Annotated in this window: 10 protein-coding genes; 5 read left to right on the top strand and 5 right to left on the bottom strand. The window is 32.4% G+C overall.

Annotated elements, in window-relative coordinates; genetic code table 4:
* The first annotated feature begins 260 nt into the window (after window positions 1-260).
* The 5 genes from ABWU82_RS00185 (at window position 261) to ABWU82_RS00205 (ending at window position 17,205) form a co-directional block, all read left to right on the top strand.
* Window positions 261-7,016, top strand: a complete 6,756-nt coding sequence (locus ABWU82_RS00185) for a hypothetical protein (RefSeq protein ID WP_353289492.1) — start codon at window positions 261-263, stop codon at window positions 7,014-7,016.
* Between the two features lie 38 nt (window positions 7,017-7,054).
* The gene (locus ABWU82_RS00190; RefSeq protein WP_353289493.1) at window positions 7,055-13,696 is read left to right on the top strand and encodes a coiled-coil domain-containing protein; all 6,642 of its coding nucleotides are present in this window, start codon (window positions 7,055-7,057) and stop codon (window positions 13,694-13,696) included.
* 407 nt (window positions 13,697-14,103) lie between these two features.
* Entirely contained in the window at window positions 14,104-15,381 is a 1,278-nt protein-coding gene (locus ABWU82_RS00195) for an adenylosuccinate synthase (RefSeq protein WP_353289494.1), read from the top strand.
* On the top strand, window positions 15,381-16,679 hold the full coding sequence (purB, locus tag ABWU82_RS00200; RefSeq protein ID WP_353289495.1) for an adenylosuccinate lyase: 1,299 nt from the start codon (window positions 15,381-15,383) through the stop codon (window positions 16,677-16,679). The genes ABWU82_RS00195 and purB overlap by 1 nt, the downstream gene beginning before the upstream one ends.
* The gene (locus ABWU82_RS00205; protein ID WP_353289496.1) at window positions 16,660-17,205 is read left to right on the top strand and encodes a phosphoribosyltransferase; all 546 of its coding nucleotides are present in this window, start codon (window positions 16,660-16,662) and stop codon (window positions 17,203-17,205) included. The genes purB and ABWU82_RS00205 overlap by 20 nt, the downstream gene beginning before the upstream one ends.
* A gap of 223 nt (window positions 17,206-17,428) precedes the next feature.
* Here ABWU82_RS00205 and ABWU82_RS00210 read toward each other — a convergent pair whose 3' ends face one another.
* From ABWU82_RS00210 to ABWU82_RS00230, 5 genes are all read right to left on the bottom strand, one after another.
* Window positions 17,429-17,776, bottom strand: coding sequence for a hypothetical protein (locus tag ABWU82_RS00210; RefSeq protein ID WP_353289497.1), 348 nt, complete (start codon window positions 17,774-17,776; stop codon window positions 17,429-17,431).
* Between the two features lie 94 nt (window positions 17,777-17,870).
* Window positions 17,871-18,149, bottom strand: a complete 279-nt coding sequence (locus ABWU82_RS00215; RefSeq protein ID WP_353289498.1) for a hypothetical protein — start codon at window positions 18,147-18,149, stop codon at window positions 17,871-17,873.
* Window positions 18,150-18,288: 139 nt separating this feature from the next.
* The gene (locus ABWU82_RS00220) at window positions 18,289-18,945 is read right to left on the bottom strand and encodes a hypothetical protein (protein ID WP_353289499.1); all 657 of its coding nucleotides are present in this window, start codon (window positions 18,943-18,945) and stop codon (window positions 18,289-18,291) included.
* Between the two features lie 123 nt (window positions 18,946-19,068).
* A complete protein-coding gene (locus ABWU82_RS00225) occupies window positions 19,069-20,892 on the bottom strand; it encodes an ABC transporter permease (RefSeq protein ID WP_353289500.1) in 1,824 nt (607 codons plus the stop codon).
* A gap of 101 nt (window positions 20,893-20,993) precedes the next feature.
* Window positions 20,994-21,767 carry a hypothetical protein gene (locus tag ABWU82_RS00230; RefSeq protein ID WP_353289501.1) on the bottom strand — a complete coding sequence of 258 codons (774 nt, stop codon included), beginning with the start codon at window positions 21,765-21,767 and terminating at the stop codon, window positions 20,994-20,996.
* Between the last annotated feature and the right edge of the window lies 1 nt (window position 21,768).

A 21,768-nucleotide genomic window follows, 5' to 3' on the forward strand; every position in this document is an offset into this window, starting at 1 on the left:
AAGGAAAATGTCAATCTATAACAGATTTAATATAAAAAACACAAAAAAAGTAGTGTAATTTGTTATTTTTCGAGTTTTTTCCTTTTTTCTTGAAAAAATGTGTAAATTTATTACCTTTTATAAATATTTTGACAATTTTGGGATGATAATATAAATAAATTTTAGAGTTATATGTCACTTGTATTTTTATGCATGTGTTTTTTTGTGACACACCTAAAATTTAAATACATATCTTTAAAAAAACGACTCAAGGAATCTTTATGAAGAAAAAAACCATTAGAAATATTGCGATTATTGCTTCAGTTTCACTGATTGCTACCGGAATCGTAACTCCTGCCGTGTGATTTTCTTTTAGAGGACATAAAACCACTAAAGTAGTCCAAACAGAAAATGACCAAAATCAATTAATTAAATCCTTAAACCAAAAGTTAAAACAATTAACTGAACAAAAAAATGGTCTTACAGACCAAAATAAGAAATTAGAAATTCAAAAACAACAAAACTTAGACCGGATTCACCAATTAGAAAAGTCAACAGATTCTATTAAACAAATTGATCAAAAACTACAAGATACTTACAACCAAAAAGAAAGTAAGGTTAATGCTTTAAAGAAACAAATTCAAGATATTGAACAACAAATCCAACAAGTTAACGCCACAACAAAAGCTAAACAAGATGCGTTAGATAAAGATGTTCAAGCTACTGACCAAGCTATTGCTAATAAAAAACAAGAATTAGCCCAAGCTGAAGCGCAAGCGCAAGAAAAAATTGGTGCTTTAACTAAACAATTAGACCAATTAAAACAAGACTTAGCTAATGCTCAAAATCAATATCATGAACATCAAGCTCAACAAGCTAAAACAAACGCTGGGTTAATTCAACAAGCCATTGATAATGTTTCAGCAGTAAATGCAACTTTACCAACTCAAACCACTTTAAACAATTCCCAATTAGCAAACTCTAAAGAACTTGCACCAACTTATACAGCAATGCAAAAAAATTTAGAGTCAATTTTAAACAACCCTAAAACTCCAAATAATGTTAAAGGTCAAGTACAAAAAACTTTAGCTGCTTTAAAAACCTTGGTGGATTCTAGAAAGAAATTAGATGGCCAATTAACTCAACAAAACCAAGACTTATCTGCTTTAAACAATGCAACAGAAAAAACACCAAGTACTGGCTTGGCTCAAAAATTGATTAACGACTTAACTAATTTAAAACAACTATACACTAAAAAGGCTGAGTTAGAAAACCAATGGTTGAAAGCCAGTCCAACTGATAGAGGTAGTGTAGACCAAGACTTAACTACTAACCAAAACGCAATTAATACTCAAGTAACAACTGTCAAAACAGCCAACGATGGTTACATAAACGCAATTAACAAAATTAAAGCTGATGCAAATGCTTTACAACCATTAGAATCAGACGTTAATGATAACAGAGTGGCCTTAAACAACAGTATTAATGTTTTACAAAACTTACAACAAGAAAATTACAAAAATGCTAGTGTACCAGTAGTACCTAATGGTCAAATTGGTTTAGATTCAGAAGCTCAAAAAGTGGCTAATGCTAACGCTGAGACTGCAACTGTTAACGCAACAGGAGCTAACAATAACGCTGCTAACAATAAAACTTTGGCTTCTCAAAACCAAACAACTATTACTAATGCTGAAAATGTAATTAAACAAACTATAGCTGCCAATAAAACTGAAAAAGATAAAACTATTATCGCTGATCAACAAGCGGTAATTGCAGCTGCTCAAAAAGTGGCAACTGCAGCTCAACAAGTAGAAACTTTACATAACTCATTAGCAAAAAATTTCAAAGAATTATCCGACGAAAACAATACATTAGCTCAGCAAAATAAAGCTTTAGCTAACTTTTTAGGCGACAAAATTAAACAAGAAAATATTATTAATGATCCAAAGTCTAGCGAAGCTCAAAAACAAGCTGCTCAAAAAGCTTTAAATACATTAGTACCAGAAATTACTCAAGCTCAACAAGACATTCAAACAACTGATAAAAATATTAATGCTTTACAAGACAAGATTAACGGTGAACAAACTGGTTTAAACCAAGCCCAAGCGGATTTAAATACAAATAAAAATGATTTAAACCAAGCCCAAGCCAAATTAGATAATGATACTAATGCGGCTAAGATTGCAGCATTAAAACAAGCGATTGCTGAGAAAAAACAAGAGTTAACTCAAACTCAAACTGCTGCTGATGCTGCTAATAAAAAAGCTCAAGAAGAAATTACCCAAGATGAACATAAATTAGCTGAGGCTAAAAAAGCTTTAAATGACTACAATGATCAAGCAAAACAAAAAGTCCAAGCTTTAACTAACCAAAAGCAACAATTAACAAAACAATTAAGCGATACTCAGCAACAAATGCATACAGCAGCTGCACAAGCTGCAACAACTAACAGTGAAAACGCTCAAGCTGCCGCACAAAATGCAACTCAAGTATCTCAAACTGCTACTGCTCAAGCTCAAACTGTGAACGCTACCAAAGCATTCCAAAATACTGCATTAAATAACGCTAAAAAGGCTTTAGCAGAAGCTAATGGTGTCTCAAATTCTACAAACAGTAAGATCACTAAAGATAAACAAGCCTTAATTAAAGCTGCTAATGCAGTCACTACCGCTGCTAACAATTTAAATGACAAAATTACTGCTCAAGCCGATGACTTAAAACAATTAGCTACAGATAGTCAATCTTTAAGTAACAAAGAACAACAATTAGCTAATGCATTAAAAGCTAAAGCCCAAGCTGAAAATACTTTGGCCAACCCTAAGGCTAGTGCAAATGACATTGCTAGTGCTCAAGAAGCTCTTACTACAGCTGATGGTAAAATTAAAACATTGATTCCGGCAGTAAAAACTTTAAATGATAAAGTTATTGCAGACCAAAATAAATTGCATGATGATGCGACTGCTGTACAAACAGCGAAAGCTGCCTTACAACAAGCAAATGACGCTTTACCAGAAGCACAAAAAACTTTACAACAAGATTTAGGTAACCACCAACATTCAAGCAAAGTTGATCCATTGAATATTGATGCAGGTGTTGCTGAATCTAACTCACAAATGAGTGCAAGCAATGCTGCTGCTAACAAAGTGGCTGCAGACACAATTACACAAAATCAATTACCAAACATTGCAAATATTAAAAAAGCTGCTGCACAAATTGCTGCAGATTCAGCTAACCAGCTAAAAACTGAACCGGATAATAAAAATCTTCAAGCAGTTAATTCGGCAGCTAATGAAGTGAGTCAAAAAGCGAATGCTGCAATAGCTGCTAACCAAAAATTAGCTAATGCATTAAATAGTCTACAAACAGCGAACCATAATTTATCTACTGCTCAAAATACGTTGAGTCAAGCTTTAACTAAAAAAGCTCAAGAAGAAGGAATTATTGCCAATCCAGCTTCAACTCCAGCACAAATTGCTGCTGCTAAAAAAGCTATTAAAGATACCATTGATCCAGAAATTCAACAAGCCCAAAGTGATGTGATTCAAAAAGCTACAGCTGTTAACCAATTACAAAACGAAATTAATGGTAATCCTAAAGCTGACCCTGCAACTGTTGGGTTGAAAACGTTAGCTAATAACGCTGATAAAGATTTGACCGCGGCTCAAAACCAATTGCAAACTGCACAACAAAATAATCAAGCCGCAAACCAAACCACAGCTCAAAGCAAAATTTCCGCTTTACAAAAACAATTACAAGATGTAAACCAAAGCTTAACTCAAGCTCAAGCAGAAAATAAAAATATTACAAATGCTGGTAATGCTAAGGTAAAACAATTGCAAGACAGTTTAAATGATGCTAAAGCTAAATTAGCTTCTGCTGAAAAACAGGCTCAACAAGAAATTGCTACGCAACAACAAGCTTTAAAAACTGCTCAGCAACAATTGCAAGCAGCGCAAAATAATTCTAAATTTAATGCAAATACAATTAAAGCTAGTGCTAACCTGTACACTGATTGAGCACAACAATTATCTGCTTTAGTTACTCAAGAAACTAACGAAAAGACAACATTAACAGCCGATTTAAATAAAGAAACTAGTTTAAAAAATTATTTACAAACTTTAGTAACTAGTTTATCCGCTGATATTGGGGCCAAATCTACTCTTCCACCAAAAGTGGTTCAAGCTTATCAAGAAGTAATTCAGACAGTAAAAACTTACCAATCAAAAGTTGATACATTGATTAGTGATTATCAAGATGCAATTAAAAATTTAGATAGTTTAATTGTGGCAAATTCTAGTTTAAAAACGCAAGCTGATAACGTTGCTACTGGCTATAATGCTTTAAGTCCAATCGTAGAAAAAATCAACGCTTTAAGTCCAAGTTCAGCAACGTATGATTCAGATTTCCAAACTCAATACGCAAATTATTCAGAAAAAGTATCAGCTTTAAATGCTGAAATTAGCCAATTTAAACAGGCATTTGATAGTGCTACAACCTCAGGAAATAACTTCAACGCTGCACAATCGCAAATCCAACAACAAGAAAATTTAAATATTAACGGTAAATTAGGTTTAGTAGAAGCTTTAAATAACTTAACTAAAACTTTACAAGCAGCTAACACACCAACCATTCCGTTTGACACTGCAGTTACACAAAACAATATTGATATAACTAATAAAGCCATTAGTAATAACGAATTAAAACAGGCTCAAATGAGTAAAGAAGCGGCTAATGCTGCTACTCAAGCTAATAATCAAAGCGGCGCTACAGTAACCTGAGCTCAAGGTGTGGTAAAAAATATGACAGCCGAATTAACTCCTACAGGTAGTCTAAATTCTGCACAAACTCAAGCTGTTAACAACATTAAGCAAGCTGCTCAAGCTGTCATTCCGCTTGCACAAACTGCTGCAACAGCTAACCAAAAATTAAGTGCAGCTATGAAAAACTTAGCTCAGGAAGAATCTAACCTAGCTAACGGCCCACAAAAATCTTTAGCTACTGCTTATGAAAACATAGCTAAAGCTCAAAAAGCTTACGAAGCAGCTAAGGGCGATGTAACGGCTCAAGCAGCTGCTTTAAAACAATTAGAAACCGCAAATGCTGCCGCAAAAACCGCTTTAAGTCAAGTACAAGCTGCGGAAACACAAATTGCTGCAGACCAAAAACAATTAGTCACTTTAAAAAACAATGCTGCCCAAGCTGATGTTGCTTTACAAACTCAAAAAGATAAGGTTTTACAAGCGGTGATTGGTTTAAATAATGCAAATCAAGATGTCATTAAAAACTTACAGGCACAACAAACTACTGCTCAAGGTAAGTTAGATAGTGCTAATAAAACTTTAGAAGATACAAAGGCAGCCAACCAAAAAGAATTAAATAGTTTAAACGACCAAAAGCAAAAATTACAACAAGAAATTTCACAATTACAACCACAAGTAACTAAAGCTCAACAGGCTCAAAAACAAGTACAAAGTTTACAAAACCAAATCAAACAATTAGGTTCAGAAAACAAAACTTTACAAACTGCCAACCAAGCTAACCAACAAGTAATTAGTGATCAAAATTCACAAATTCAAAAATTAAAATCTGCTAACCAAAAAATTGATACAGCTAACCAAGAAGTTAACAAACAAATTGCCAAAATCCAACCACAAATTAATAATATTAAAAATGCTAATAAACAAATTGCAACCATTGTGGATAATGAAACAGCAATCATTAATCATATTCAAGCATTCTCTTACTTCACTTATGAACAAATGCAAAACTATTTTAATAACTACCAATCAAGTATTAATGATTACAGCGGTACAAGTCAACAATTACAAGCAGACATCGCTTCAACCGGATTTAACTTATTCTTACCGTTAGTTACACAATTAACAGCAACTAATAGCTTTAACTATAATTCTTTAACTAGTGATTCTAATGGTATGGCTAACGGACACTTGTCAACGTATTTACAACAACAAGGAGTTGCTAATAGTAACCTAAACTTAAATTACGCGTTAGGTAATTTCATGTCAGCGTATAACAAGACATTCTCATCAAATTACTATTATTCATTTGACGGTTCTATGAACCCATTGAAGTTCTTCTTAAAATATTTCTCATTATTGAGTATGAACGATTCAACTGGTAACTACGGGCAACCAATTAATAAGTCTGATGGGGTTCCTACAACATCTTCAAGCTCTACTGGCACTTCTACAACTAGTGGCGCCACAAACACGCCTTACGATGTAAAATACACTAACCCTGATTTAGGTCCATCATGACTAACATATTGATTAGCACAATGATTATCTTTATACAACTTGCCAGAATTAACAACGAATTCACAAGGTGAGGTTGTAAGCACAGGCAAAACATTAGCTCCATTGACTGATGAACAAACCCAATTCTTCTACAACTGAGCTAAATATAACTTTATTAGTTCAAGTAATACTGCTGGAACTATTGGCACTAATTTCAGTTCTGCTGTAAATCCCCAAGTACAATATTTCTACAATACCCAAGATGCATTAATTAATTTAACTTTTAACCCAACTTTTGTATGAAACAATAAGAAGTACATTATTAAACCGCAAGATTTAAAGATCGGTAAATTTGTAAAAGAAAACATTGGTGCAGGTAATTCGAGCTTTAAAAATCCAGGTGTCAGTGAACACTTTGTTTTAAACGATTCTATTACTCAAAATATGTTATTAACTGACAGTACAAACAATAACGGTATTATTTTTGATGTGAACTTTAACGGTTACGCACAAACTAATTACACAACTTCTGAAGGACAAACAGCGTCACTGACTGGTTACACACCTGATTTGTGACAAACTGCGAACCAGTTCACACAAGGAACTTATAGTTACTGAAATAACCAAGAAACATTGTTTAACAATCCAAACTGACAAACATCAATTTTAAGTAGCTCAGTTTCTTGAACGACATTATGAAACGTCCCACAAACTCTTGGTATTAGCACTAATTCCGCCCCTAACTACAGTCCGCTAAGCTCTGATTACTGAACAAACTAATAGAAGAAAGAAACAATTAAATATAGGAGATTCAGAACATGAAACAATCTACTAAAAAGACGCTTGTTGGAACAGCGGCAGCTTTAGTAACGGCTGGTTCTGTTGGACCAATTGTTTACTTTACTGTTTTAGCTAAAAATAAAGAAGAAATTATCCACAAGGAAAACAAACATTACAGCACGATTAAAGAGTTGAATAATCAAATCGGTGAAGTACAAAAAGACATTGACGGCTTAACTTCTAATAAAAATAGTATTCAACAACAATTATTAAATAGTAATAACCAAATTAAAAAACTGTTAAGTAACACTAAACATTTAGAAGAGTTAAAAAATAAATTAACATCTGATATTAATCAGCAAGAAATCAATTCACAAAAATTAACTGATCAAATTCAAAAGTTAGAAAAAGAATTGACAGCTTCTAAAGCTAAATCAAAACAAGATATTCAAGATTTAACAAACAAACTTAACGGCTTAAAGCAAAAACTAAACGACGTAACTAACCAGTTAACACAAACTAAACAAGCAAACGCTAAGAAAATTGCTGCTTTAAATCAACAAATTGCTCAACAACAAGCTAAAATTAACCAAATTAAAGCAAGTCAAATTGCTGCACAAATTCTGCAAGCGGATAACGCTAACAGTTTAGCAAAAGCGGCCGCACAAAATGCGACAGCTATAAATCAAGAAAGTACCGCTTTCAATAATACATATAATGCGGCAAGTGCTGCAAAATGAACGAGTGCTAAACAATCTTATCAAGACTTGATTAACAAATTGACAGCTCAATTAGGTCCTAACTTTAAAAATGATGACGCTAATCATAGTGGTCAAAAAGCTTTAACAGCTTTAAAAAATATCGTAACGAAAATTGACAAGGTCTTATCGACTTATCAAACCCTTGCTCAAGCTTACCAAGAAAGTGCGACAGCTAGCAAGAGTTTAGCTGATAGCAACACTGCTTTAGCTCAAGATTACAACCAAAAAGAACAATTATTAAAAGAACTAAAAGCAAATTTAGGTACAGATAAAGAAGCTAGCATTGAAGGTCAATTAAAGACTTTAAATGCTCAAATTGCTAAATTATCAAAACCAATTCAAGAACAAAACCAATCAGCAATTGCTGCTCAAAAAGCGATTGCAGCGGCTAATAAAGAATTATCCACTGATATTGCAGCAGTTGGTAGCAACCAAAATGATTTAATCAACAATGTAAACGCTTTAATTAATAACCAAAATACTAAAAATCAAAAGTTATACACTGCTAATAGAGTTAATTTAGCGAATACAGCCAAAACTTTAGATGGTGCAGCTGAACAAACAGCCTTAGATAATTCAACAGTTTCTAGCAAAAATGCTGATACTGCTAATAACGAAAATGTTTTCGCGACACAACAAGCCCAACAAGCGGCTAGTGTTGCAGCTAACGCAGAAAAGATTGCTGCATCGGCTTCAGCTGCAGCGCAAGCCTCTCCAACCGCTTCATCATCTCCAACTGAACAAAAATTACAACAAAAAATTGCTGATAAAGCTCAAGCTGTGAAAACTGCTGCTGAAGCATTGCAAAACGCTCAATTGCAAAAAGCTAAAGCTTATTCAGATTTAGCCAATGCCGATAAAAAATTAAGTACAGCTCAAACTAGTTTAGCCAATGCTTATAAAGAAGAAATTAAACAACAAGAAATTTTAAGCAATCCTGATGCAACTAAAGACCAAATCGCTCAAGCGCAAGCAGCTTTAAAATCAGCGAACCAAAAAATCACTGAAGCCCAAGCTAACGTGGTTGCTGCTGATAATGAAGTTAAGTCTGTTGCAGCCGGCATTGCTGCTATTCAAAATACAATCAACACTGATAAAACTAATTTAGCTAATGCTCAAAAAGAATTGTCTGATGCCCAACAAGCATTAACACAAGAAAAAACTACAAACTTACAAAACCAATTAGCAAACGATAAAAAAGCGTTGCAAGCTGCCCAACAAGCCGCTCAAGCTCAAGCTGATAAAAACGCCAAAACAATCGATTCGTTAAAACAAGAAATTGCTAATACACAAGATCAATTAACTCAAGCTAAAGCGAAATACCAAGCAGAAGAACAAAAATTAAATAACACTATTAGTAATACTAAAAAAGCATTAGCCAACGCTAACCAAACTAAAGCTAATACATTATCAAACATTGCTAACAACCAAGCTAATATTGCGCAAGATGTAGCAAATAATGCACAAGCAGTAGCTGATGCAGCTAACCAAGCAGCCCCAGTAGCTACAAGCAAAGCAACAAATTACAATAACTTATTAAAGCAATATAAAAAAGAACTAGCACAATACTCAGATGCTCAAAACTATAATCCATCTGAAGTTCAAGCCATTAAAAACGCTTTAAACCAATTAGTGAACGGTTCTTCAACTGGCTCAAAAACAACTCCAAGTCCGTTAGCGCAATTAAATAATTTAGAAACTGAAAAAGCTCAAAAATTAACTGATTTAAATAAAGATAGCACTGCTTTACATGATTTAGAAGATAAGTTAGCCAATGCTTATACAGCTAAAGCAGCTGCTGAAAAAGAATTAGCTAACGCCAAAACTCCTGAAGCTAAAGCGCAAGCTGAAGCCCAAATTACAGCACAAAACAAAATTATTCAAGCTGCTGAAGGGCAAATTGCAGCCACTAATACAAAAGTGGTTAATGACCAAAAGACGTTAGAAGATTTAGCTAACCAAATTACTGACCAATTAGGTAAACTAAACACATTACAAAATAGTTTACAAAATGCTGTAGATCAATATAATGATCAACAAAACACAAGTGCCCAAAAGGCGACAGATGTAAACGCTAATACAACCCAAGCTCAAACTGCAACTAATAATGCCAAGGTGGCTGAAGCTAACAGTCAAGTAGCAACTGGTAATGCTAATTTAGCTAACGGAGAAGCAGAAACGGTTACGCAAAATATCGCTCAAAACACTGCAGCTAAAATAGCAGCGCAAGCTTTAAGTAAACAAATGCAAGCGGATGAAACTAAAAATCCACAAGATACAACTTTAAATCCTCTAAGAAAAGCTGTAGCTAATGACGCTGATGCAGTAGCAAAACAAGCAGATAATGTTAATAAATTACAAGAGGCTAAAAAGGCTTTATTAGGTCAGATTGCAAGTCAAAACCAAGACTTAGCTAAACAACAAACAGCTTTAAGTCAAGCTGAACAAGCTCAAGCTCAAGCTTTGAAAAAGGAAGCCGCTGAAATTAGTGCAACTGGTAAAATTTCACCAGCTACACAACAAGCGTTAACTCAAGCCAACCAAAACATTGCTAGTGCTCAAACTCAAGTAAAGGCTTTAAACAAAACTATTGAAGGTTTAAACCAACAATTAACTTCTGGTGAAAGTGCTATTAACAATGCTAAAAACGGTTTAACGACTGCTCAACAACAATTAAATCAAGCTAAAGCTGCTTTAAATAATGCAATTAACGATAAAAATGCTGCAACTATTAAAAATTTAAACACTCAAATTGCCAATGCAACAGACGCTTTAAATAAACAAACTGCAGCTAATAAAGCATTACAAGCACAATACCAAACACAAGAACAAGATTTAAACAACCAAATTAGTGCTAAACAAGCAGCTTTACAAAAGTTAACTACGCAAACACAAGAACAATTAAAGAGTCTAAAAGACCAAATTAAACAATTAGAAGCAAAAATTAACGCAAGAAACACGGCCATTTATAAGCAAAAACAAGCCGATAATTTATTGGCGGCAAACTCTTGCCAACAAATTATTAACTACTTAAATAACGTGTTAAAACCATATTTAACGAAAAAAGCTGCAGTGGCAAACGCTCAAGTAACTACTTATCAAACGATGACTACTAATGCAGCAAACAAAGCTAAGAGTTTACTAGCTACAGCAAGTCAAAATCCAGAAATTAATAAGCTAGAACAAGTGGTGATTGATAAATTAAACGGTTTAGACCAAACCGGAAAAGCTGTGATTACAGCGTACCAAACTGAAGCTCAAAATTGCACAACAAATGTATCTACTAACATTCCAAATTTAGTGAACGAATTAACTAAATTAGCAGGATTGTATACAAGCAATAGCCAGTTAAATAAAACGTTACTAGACAATATCAACACTAATACTAGCGATACAACGACTGAAGATCAATTAAAAGCCAATGCAACCCAAATTGATACGATTTTAAAAACTTTAGGTATTAGTGGTGATATTACAACATCAACTAACCCATTCGCATCAATTATCAACAGTATCAATTCAGTAAACACCAGTGCTGTTAACTCATTAAAAACTAATGTGCCCGCTTTTATCGCAAACGAACAAGCGTTAATTCAAGCAGAAAGCCAAGTAGTTAGTGCTTTAAAAAATCAAGTTTTAGAAAACCAAACTCAATCTCAAAGTTTACAAAACGATTTAACAAGCATTAGAAAAGCCCAAGCAGCTGCTGAAACTGCTAGTGCTAACAAATTAGCTCAAAGTATTGCTTCTAACACTGCAACTATTCAAGCGTTGCAAAACCAAATTAAAGCAAATACAGCCACAAAAGCTACTGTAGATAGTTTGATTAACCAAGCGCAACAAGAATTAGCCAACCCTAATTTAGAACCCAAAGCAGAATGACAAGTTTGATTAAAATCTTTAGAAAACTTACAAAATGGTCCTGCTGGTAAAAATGCTAGCTTAACTGATGTCAACAATAAATTACAAACTGTTATTAATGATTTAACTAACGTTAATAAACAACAAACTGCTTTACAAAGTGCTCAACAAGCTTTAGCAACAGCGTTAAATAATCCTCAAACAACTAACGCAGAGATTTTAAAATTACAAGCCAATGTTAAAGCTGCACAAGATAATTTAACAACCGCTCAAACTGCTTTACAAAACGACACTAAAGCTTTAGATGATGTCAAAACTATAAGAGCTCAAAGTAAAGCTACAGTTCAAGACACTTTTAGTGATACTCCAGCAGCTGCTAACAACCAATTAATTAACGCACAAAAAGCGACAATTAATAAGTTACAAAACTCAATTAAGAGTATCAATGATCAAGTAAACCAAACTAACAGCGAACAACAAACTCAAGTAGCTAACCAAACTAAAGCGGTGGATAGCATCAACCAACAAATTAAGAGTTTGCAAGGTCAATTACAAAACTCTCAAAAAGTAGCTCAAACTAATAAAACTTTACAAGACCAAATTAATAATTTAACTCCACAACAAACACAAGCGCAAGCAACAAATAAAGAGTTAAAGAAAACGCAAAGTATTGTGAACCAACAAATTGCAGCTAATAAACAAGAAATTAAAAATTTGACCGATTCACAACAACAATTGCAACAAAAAAATAAACAGTTAAATGATCAACTAACGCAAAACCAAAAAGAAATCAAAAATATGCAAGATGCCAAACAAACAGCAACTGATTTCTTACAAAATGCTAATTATTTTGGTAAAGTGTTGGCCACTTTAATGAATAATTCATTTAATGGTAGTGGTGCTTACATTAAAAACTCTTCAGCTATTATTAATGGTAGTGTAGTAGGTGCTGACTTATTAGTACCGTTGTTAATTGGTTTAAATGAAGGAAAAAATGTAAAGAATGATTTTGGAACTTACAATAAAGAACAATTTATTCAAAACACTTTAAATGGTTTTAATTTCACTACTTCTAGTAACGGCAGTACAACAGAAACGCGTGCATTTAATAACGGAACATCTATTCCGTCTTTAGCTACATTTATTCAAGAAAAGAATCCTAGTGAACCAAGTTGATATCTATCGACTGATGCTTTGTTCTATACCAAAGATTACCAAAGAACATCACCTGTTAACTATTTCTTAAAAATGTTTAATGTTTTAGCAAACCAAAAAGGATTTAACTCATCTACAGGCTTTGATGGTTCATGGTTATCATGATGACTATTGTGCTATTTATCTTACAGTGGTGTTGCTTTTACAAAAAAACAGGCTGATTTCTTCGCACAATACGCAAACTATAAATTAATTTATAATCAACAAATGAATACTCAAAACAGTTGTTTAATTCAACAGCAAATTTGAGGTAACGAATTACACTCACCTGCTTACACTTATTATTATGATTACACACAATCTTCAGTGGTATTATCATTATCTTTCAATAGTACAGTGACATATTCTTACAAAAATCAAAATAACATCATTAAACTGCAACCAGATATTGAATTTGATAAAAGAATTGATGCAGAATTGCAATCGTCAACAACTGTAGGTGAATCACCATATACAGTTAAATCAATTATTTTTAATGGTTTATCAGACGCTGCTCGAAATCAATTATTTAATACGTATGCAGGAACCTGTGTATTTGATGTAAACTTTAATGGTATTTTGAGTGCTTACACTCAAAAGAATTGAAGGGGTCAAATTGTATCAGCCGATCCAGAAACCAATAATCTTACTCCTCCGGAACAATTTAATCCAATTACGGCGTCTTTAAATTCATGTTACGGTAGCGTTCAAACAAATATTGGCAACACAATTTTTAAAATTAATCCATCTTGAGGTAATTTCATTAAATATAACCCAGATAACCAACCTTGAATTTACACTTCATATTACTACGGTAATAAACTTGTTAATTTAAATTACGATTTTGGTATTAAATCTTGATAATATAACTTTATATTTAGTTCATCTCTGTAAAGAGGTGAACTTTTTTATTGCGTTATTTCTTTTGTGTTCACCGAATTAGATTATTTATTCTTAACAAGAACGTTATTTTTTGAAAAAAAGATGAATAAATTAAATTATTTTTAGAACATAAGTTTTATTCGAATTTTGGTATTAATACCTTATTTTGACAGAATACTAGTTATATATAACTAGTGTTATCAAAAATAACTAATTGTTATAAAAACTTTTTGTGTAACCACACAAGAAACACACTACTAATAAAAATAAATTACTGCGAAAAAATGTCTCAACTTTCTTTATAATAAAAATGTAAAGAGGATGTTGCAATACACCCTCTTTTTATATTTTTAAACTTAAAATCAGACGAAAAAATAAAGGGAGAATTTATGTTAAAAACAGTCTTAGGTCTACAATTCGGTGACGAGGGTAAGGGTAAACTTACAGACTTCTTTGCTAAAGATTTTGATTACATTGTCCGTTATCAAGGTGGTGACAATGCAGGTCACTCAATTAATATCAACGGTAAAAAAATGCACTGCAGAATTATGCCATCAGGAATCTTTAGTAATAAAAAAGTAGTGATTGGTAATGGTACTTGTATCAACATCAATATCTTGTTACAAGAAATTGAATATGTTAACGAAAACTGAACTTCAGTTAATGATAAATTATTCATTTCTGAATTAGCCAATGTGATTATGCCATATCACATTGCAATGGATGTGTTGAATGAATCTACTAAAGATGACGAACACAAAATTGGAACAACTAAGAGAGGGATTGGTCCATGTTACACAGATAGCTACGAAAGAGTTGGCATCAAAGTTAAAGATTTATTTAACTACGACCAATTGTTAGATAAAGTAACAGTCGCTTTAATACATAAAAATGTATTATTTAAAGCAAATAATATGCCAGAATTTGATCCAGTAGAAGTAGCTCAAGAATACTTCCAATTAGGTCAAAGAATTAAAAGATATACAGCTGACACAATTCTTGTGTTAAATGAAGCATACAAATCAGGTAAAAACATTTTATTAGAAGGTGCACAAGGCTCAATGTTAGACATTAACTTTGGAACTTATCCATTTGTAACTTCATCATCTCCAATGACAATGATGAGTCAAGGTACAGGTTTATCTTGTGGTAAATTTACAAATGTTGTTGGAATTGTAAAAGCTTATTTAACAAGAGTTGGTGCTGGGCCAATGCCAACTGAGTTACATGACGAAGTAGCTCATACGATTCGTGAAAGAGGGCACGAATACGGTGTAGTAACTAAGAGACCAAGAAGAATTGGTTGATTAGATTTAGTCCAACTAAAATACACAACGATGATTTCTGGATGTAACGAAATCGTATTAACATTGCTAGATGTTTTAACTGGTTTTGAAGAAATCAAAGTATGTACACACTATGAAGATGAAAATGGTAAAGCAATTTATAACTATGTACAAGACGAAGTACTTAGCGCTAAATTAAAACCAGTTTACAAAACTTTACTTGGTTGAGATGAAGATATTTCAAAAATGACAAGTTATTCAGAAATCCCTGAATTATGTAAACAATACGTTAACTTTATCAGTGATTTCTTAGAAATCCCTGTATCTTATGTTTCTGTTGGACCAGACAGAGAACAAACAATCAAGGTTGAAAGAAACTAATGATTGATCGTTATAGTATTAAAGAAGTAGAACAAATTTGGTCAGAACAACAAAAATTTGATAACTGATTGTTAATTGAAAAATATGTTTGTGAAGCACTTAATCACCTTCAAGTGATTAGTGATGAAGATATGGCAACAATTAACGCCAAAATCGGTGTTAATTACAACCGTATTTATGAATTAGAAGCAATTTATAAACATGATGTCATTGCGTTTACTCGTACTGTTACTGAAGTTATGAACGATAAAACCGCTAGATGAATTCATTATGGTTTAACTTCGACAGATCTAGTAGATACATCTAACGGGATGAACTTCTATAAAGTAAATGAACTAATTCTACAAGAATTACAACCATTAAAAAGTACTTTGAAGCAGTTAGCTCAAAGTTATAAACAAGTTAGAATTATGGGGCGTACGCATGGGGTACATGCACAAATTCAATCCTTGGGCTTAAAATTCTTAAATTTCTTAGCGATGATAGAACGTTGAGAAGAACATTTTAAATTATTAAGAAAAGATGTGGAAGTTGTAAAACTTAGCGGCGCAATTGGGAATTATGCCTTCCAAGATCCGAGAATTGAAGAATATGTAGCACAAAAATTAGGGTTACAAGTTGCCTATTTTTCCACTCAAGTGGTAAGCCGGGACCGTTTCAGTTTATACTTTAGTTGTTTAGCGAATTTTGGTTTAGTAATGAACCAATTAGCAACAGAAATTAGACACTTACACAGAACTGAAGTATCTGAAGTTTGCGAAGGCTTTAGCAACAACCAAAAAGGTAGTTCGGCCATGCCTCACAAAAAGAACCCAATTACTTGTGAAAATATTTGTGGTATGAGTCGACTATTAACTAGCTTATGTCATACAACTTGAGAAAATGTTAATTTATGACATGAAAGAGATATTTCTCATTCATCTAACGAAAGAATCATTTTCTGTGACGCTACTAGTTTAGTTATTTATTTAATAAGAAAAATGAACCAAGTCTTAAATAACTTAACCATTAATTTGGACCAAATTAACAAAAACATTAACTTATCTAATAGTAAAAACTTATCACAAGCAGTGATGTTATTTTTAATTAGATACACAACGCTTTCTCGTGAAGAAATTTATGATTCATTACAAAAATATGCAATGCATGCAGATAATTTCTTAGAAGCTGTAAAACATGATCCGTTATTTGAACCGGTCTTAACGCAGAGATGAACAGAATTCTTAGATTTCATTAACGAATTAAAGTATATTGATGTTATTTACAGTAGATTAATTGATGATGAAACAACCGTTTAAACAAATTTTATATACTAACCAAGAGCTAACACAACGTATTCGTGAGTTAGCTCAAACAATTAACCAAGACTACAAAGATTGTCAAAACGTCATTATGGTTCCAATTATGGATGGGGCTTTAGTGTTTGCTGGACAGTTATTATTAGAATTAGATATTGATGTGATGACGTATTCTACCAAGATTTCATCTTATTCTTTTAATACCACTAGCAGTAAAGAGCCTAAAATTTTAACCCCATTTACAAAAGAATTAGTCCAAAATAAAGATATTATTTTGGTGGATGATATGATTGATACAGGTCATACATTATCGATGTTTATTGACTATTTAAAAAACTTTGGTGCTCGGAGCGTTAAAGTTTGTGTGCTTTTTGAAAAAGAAGTTCAAGCGAGAGATAAACATGTTTTTGTAGACTATGTAGGTTTTAAAATTCCTAACCAATGAGTAGCTGGCTTTGGCATTGATTCTAAAGAAAAATTACGTAACTGCAAAGATTTTGGCATTGTAGATTTGAAACAACAATAAATTAAGGAAACACATACTAATAAAGTCAAAATTACTTAATACGTTTTTAGCTTTCAGTTGCAAAATTAGCAATATTTTGGTATTGTTAGAATATATGACTAATAATTAATAACACACAACTACACCATTCAGTCCGGAAGAATGGTGTTTTTGTTGCCCTTATTTTAAAAAAATAACTTGTACGTAGTTTTGCGTACAAGTTATTAATTATTTAGTTAAGCAATTAGTAATTAGCTAATATGGCTTGGTTGGCTGGTAAATATTGCGCCGTCATTAAAGTATTTTTAGACTGTACTGCAATAATAATTGATAATAATCAAGCTAAGGCAAACAATGCTACAATGGCTAGTATAGTGTGAGCAGATTCTTGTAAACCTAATTGCCTCGCTAATTTATTTACTTTAGAGGCTCTTACAATTAACACAATTTGAATGATTAATGCAAAGGGTGCTAAGATAAAAGTTCATCAAGAAATACAAGCTCAAATTGCTGTAGTTCTATATTTCTTGCAGGCGTTTAAATATTGTTGTTCTAGTTCTGTTCTAGAATCTTGATATGTGTAATTTGCCATAGTGTTTCTTTTTTTGTTTTCCTTTTTTGTATATATTCTTTCAAAAATATACGTGAATGGTATGCACGTATAACTGTTGTTTTATTTCTACAAATTAATTTTTTAAGACAGAAATTAACGGATTGATCGAAGCTAATTCTGCTTCGTTAATATGAATGTAAGTGATAGAAGTTGTAGATAACTTACGTTGAATTTGGTTAAACAAATCATCACACACATCATTGCGCTTATTAGTTTTTAGTTTGTCATCATACTGCGCAGATTTAGTAAAAAATAGTTTATCGCAGTCGATTCTGGTGGGATTAATAAACGGATTACGTTGAATATTCGGCTGTTCATCCAAATAGTTAGATATTGGACTTTTATAAAGCATACAAGGCTTTTTTGTTTGACATTTAACATATTCATAAGTAGCACCATCATGGCGTCTGCATATATACATATGAGAAGAAACTGCTAATTTATCTGATATAGATGGAAAGGGAATTTTCATAGTAATTACATCTTTGGGATTAATCAATTAAGAGCCTACCTTCCTCATCAATATCTACAAATACAGGATTATTTAATTCTTCGCATTCTGATAAACGTGTTAAAACATTAAAATGTTTTGATTTTAGTTTGGTGATATTAGACTTAGAGATAATAAAATACTTTTCTTTTAAATTAATAATTTCAGAATTATTAATCATTTCAATAGGATACATCTCATCTAAAGAACGGATTATTTGTTCGTCATTTTGGTTGAAATCTAATTCACATAAAGTTACGTTTCGTTCGCCATTATGTATGCGATAATATTGAGCTTTCCAAATATTCATTTCATGAGTAATATTAGATAATTCTTGCTCTGTTAAGCTGCTTACAATAAAACCGCATTTTTGCGCAATATCTTCTTTTATATGCTGAAAGTTATTTTCGTAGCACGCTTTACTCATCATTAAAAATTCTATTTTTTCTTTGGTGTAATCACCCCAGACATTACTAAACACTGGTCCCCGTTCTCAACCTCTTAAGTTATTAAAGTCATATTTTTCATTAAAAACTTTACAAAATGATTCGTATAGTAGTAGGAACTTTTGTAGTTTTAAAGAACTATCAAAAGAACATCTATAATGTTTTTTTAATCATCCACTCAATGTTAATTTTCTAATATTAGAATTAATCATTATCTGCTCCTTTATGTAACTCATTTTATGTGTAAGATACTAATCACTAATATAATATCTTATTTTTAAAATTTTATTTAAAATATGAAAAAAATCTCACCCGGAATTGGTGAGATTTAATTATTATGAGAAGTCTCTCTTAGCATACATTGCCACTGCTAATAATAAGAAACCAAATGAGATTAAGACTCATGCTACGACTAAACCAGTCATGTTGTAGAAGTTAGCTCCAGACGCAATTGTGAAAGTGGCTAAGTTCTTAGCGTTGGTTAAAGTAAAGAATGGGTACAAACCATATAGGTTATTCTTAATATTGTTAATGGCAAGTTGTCTGTTAGACTCTTGGTTACTTGTTAATAATTTTAAAGTAGCCATCGCATAACTTGGGGCTACCACTCATGCTGCAACATTATCAACTTGTGGGAATAATTCACTGTTTTTGCTACCCGGAATGGTATTAGGTAATAAACAATACATCATTTGTTGCAATTGTTCGTTATTAATCAAACCATTTAAAACTTGGTTATAAGGACTGTTTAAAATCGCTAATAACGTTCAGTATTGGAATTGAGAAATTTGGGTACCTAAGATATTGAATAACTTCTTTAAACTATCAGTATCAGTTAACTGAATTGGAGTTTCATCACTCATAAAGTTATCAATATCTGCAATAGCAAATAAAGAAGCGTAGAAACTTAACGGATTAATGTGTTTACCTGGCATACTCTTTTCGATTGTTTGAGTTCATTTTTTAATCGTAGTAATAACGTTTGAATTAAAGTAAACATCAATGAATTCTTGATAAGGGTTAGCGCTAGTGTTATTCACACTAAATTCACGGTTAATAAAACCAGTAACGTTCATTCACGGTAAGCTAACATGACGATCGTTTAAATAATCAATTGACCCATGAGCATAAGAAGTCCCGTAATCTGTGATAAATTTTTGTTTATCCGATAACTTCATCGCAATGAATCTGATATGGTTAGTTAAATAATAAGTAGCTAAGTTTTGTTCGTTATTATCGTAAGAATAATTAAACGAAATTAAGTTCTTTTTAAAACTGTTATTAGCTTCTTCAAAGTTAACGTTTTTAAATTTCAACGTCACAAACGGTGAAGCGTTCATTTGAATAATTGTTTTATAAATATCAAACGGAACGTTAAATTGCTCTTGTCAATTTAAAGTATATAAGTTTACTAATTGGTAGAGTAAGTTCGTATACATGACCCCTTGGTAAGTTGGATTATTCATGGATTCGTTTCACATTGTAGATAAATAATTACCTGCAGTTAGATCTTTGTTGTGACTTTCATCATTATCTAATACTGCTTGTGACACGTTAGCTGTTGCTCCTCATTGGTAACTTAACTGGTAGTTAGTTTGACCGTTGGGACCCATTACTTTTTGTTTTTTAACTAACGACACAGAGTTTAAAGATACCCCTTTGGTTTCGTTAAAAGTTTTAGAAGGTGTGGTAATAGTGAAGGTTGCCACCATACCATAGATTAATAAAACACAGAATAAACCGATGTTAATTAATAAAGCTCCTAATTTTTTGGTAATGAGTGATAGTAAAATTGCGATCGAACCAAATAAAGAGTAAATTACAAAGGTACCCAAGAAAGCACCTAATGTAACACTATGACCGATAACGGTACCACCATAACGGTACCAGATACTAAAACAGCAAAAGAATGCAGCTAAGCCAGAAATTACTAGAGTCACAGCTAAGAAAACAATAATCTTACCTCAGACAATCTGGCTTCTGGTTAAAGGTTTTGCAATAATAATGATCTCTGATCCATCATCCACTCCTGCTCTAAACAACTGGATAGCAATGATTGACACGCTTAGTACAGCAAATAATAAGACAATCATATAAATGAAAGTATACTTGGATACAATAATTAAATTTTTATCCATAATCGCTGGCAAGATGTACATAATCAAACATAACAAGAAAATGTAGAACAGCGTGGTGATGTAAAAGGACCATTTTTTGAGCAACGTGCTAAAGAGGAACTTTATGTATTTCAACAACATAATTAATTACCTCTAGAGTTAGTTACTAAACCTCTAATTTCTTTGTCATGTTCAGTGACACTGTAATAGGGTTCGTTTCTGTAATGTGGTTTTCTAAAAAGCATTTTAGTAGCAAATCAGATAAACAGAATCATTAACAAAAAAAGTAAGGCTGACACAAAACCAATAAAAGCAATACCACCTTGATTTCAACCAAAGTGAAAACCTAATACATTTTTTTCGACTAAATCAAAATTAAAGCTGAAAATAATGTTAAATTTATAAGTCTTGTGCAATTGGTAATAAACCGCATTTTGGTTATAAGGATGGTTTAACAATCCTACCACTAAAATCATGACGAAAACTCCAGTAAACAGAATTACGAATCATGAAGAGAACATGTGGTGGTAAATATTGTTTTTAGATTTTAAATATCTAATTAACAAGAAAGATACTACAACCAAAAATTGGTTAAAACTTGATAAAGCGATGTACACGATACCACCAACAGATAAATGTTTGGTTACATCATAGGATGCATAAGTGGCTGTGTAATCATGGTTTAGTTTAAAATTCACAATTTGTATATTTCAAAATCCAATATTAGTTTTTCACGCAGAGGTTTCCGAAATTAAATACAATTGTGGTTTGCAAGCAATTAAGACGATTCCTAAAATAGAAGTAATTGCTACGCAAATAATCGCAATGAAGTAAATTCATTTAATAATTACTTGTGGATTATCTTGCTCTTTTTTGAAAGACCCGAGTCTTTCAAATTTCATTGACATTGTTGACATA

This window comes from Ureaplasma ceti, from assembly GCF_040369755.1.
Classification (GTDB): Bacteria; Bacillota_I; Bacilli_A; order Mycoplasmatales; family Mycoplasmoidaceae; genus Ureaplasma; species Ureaplasma ceti.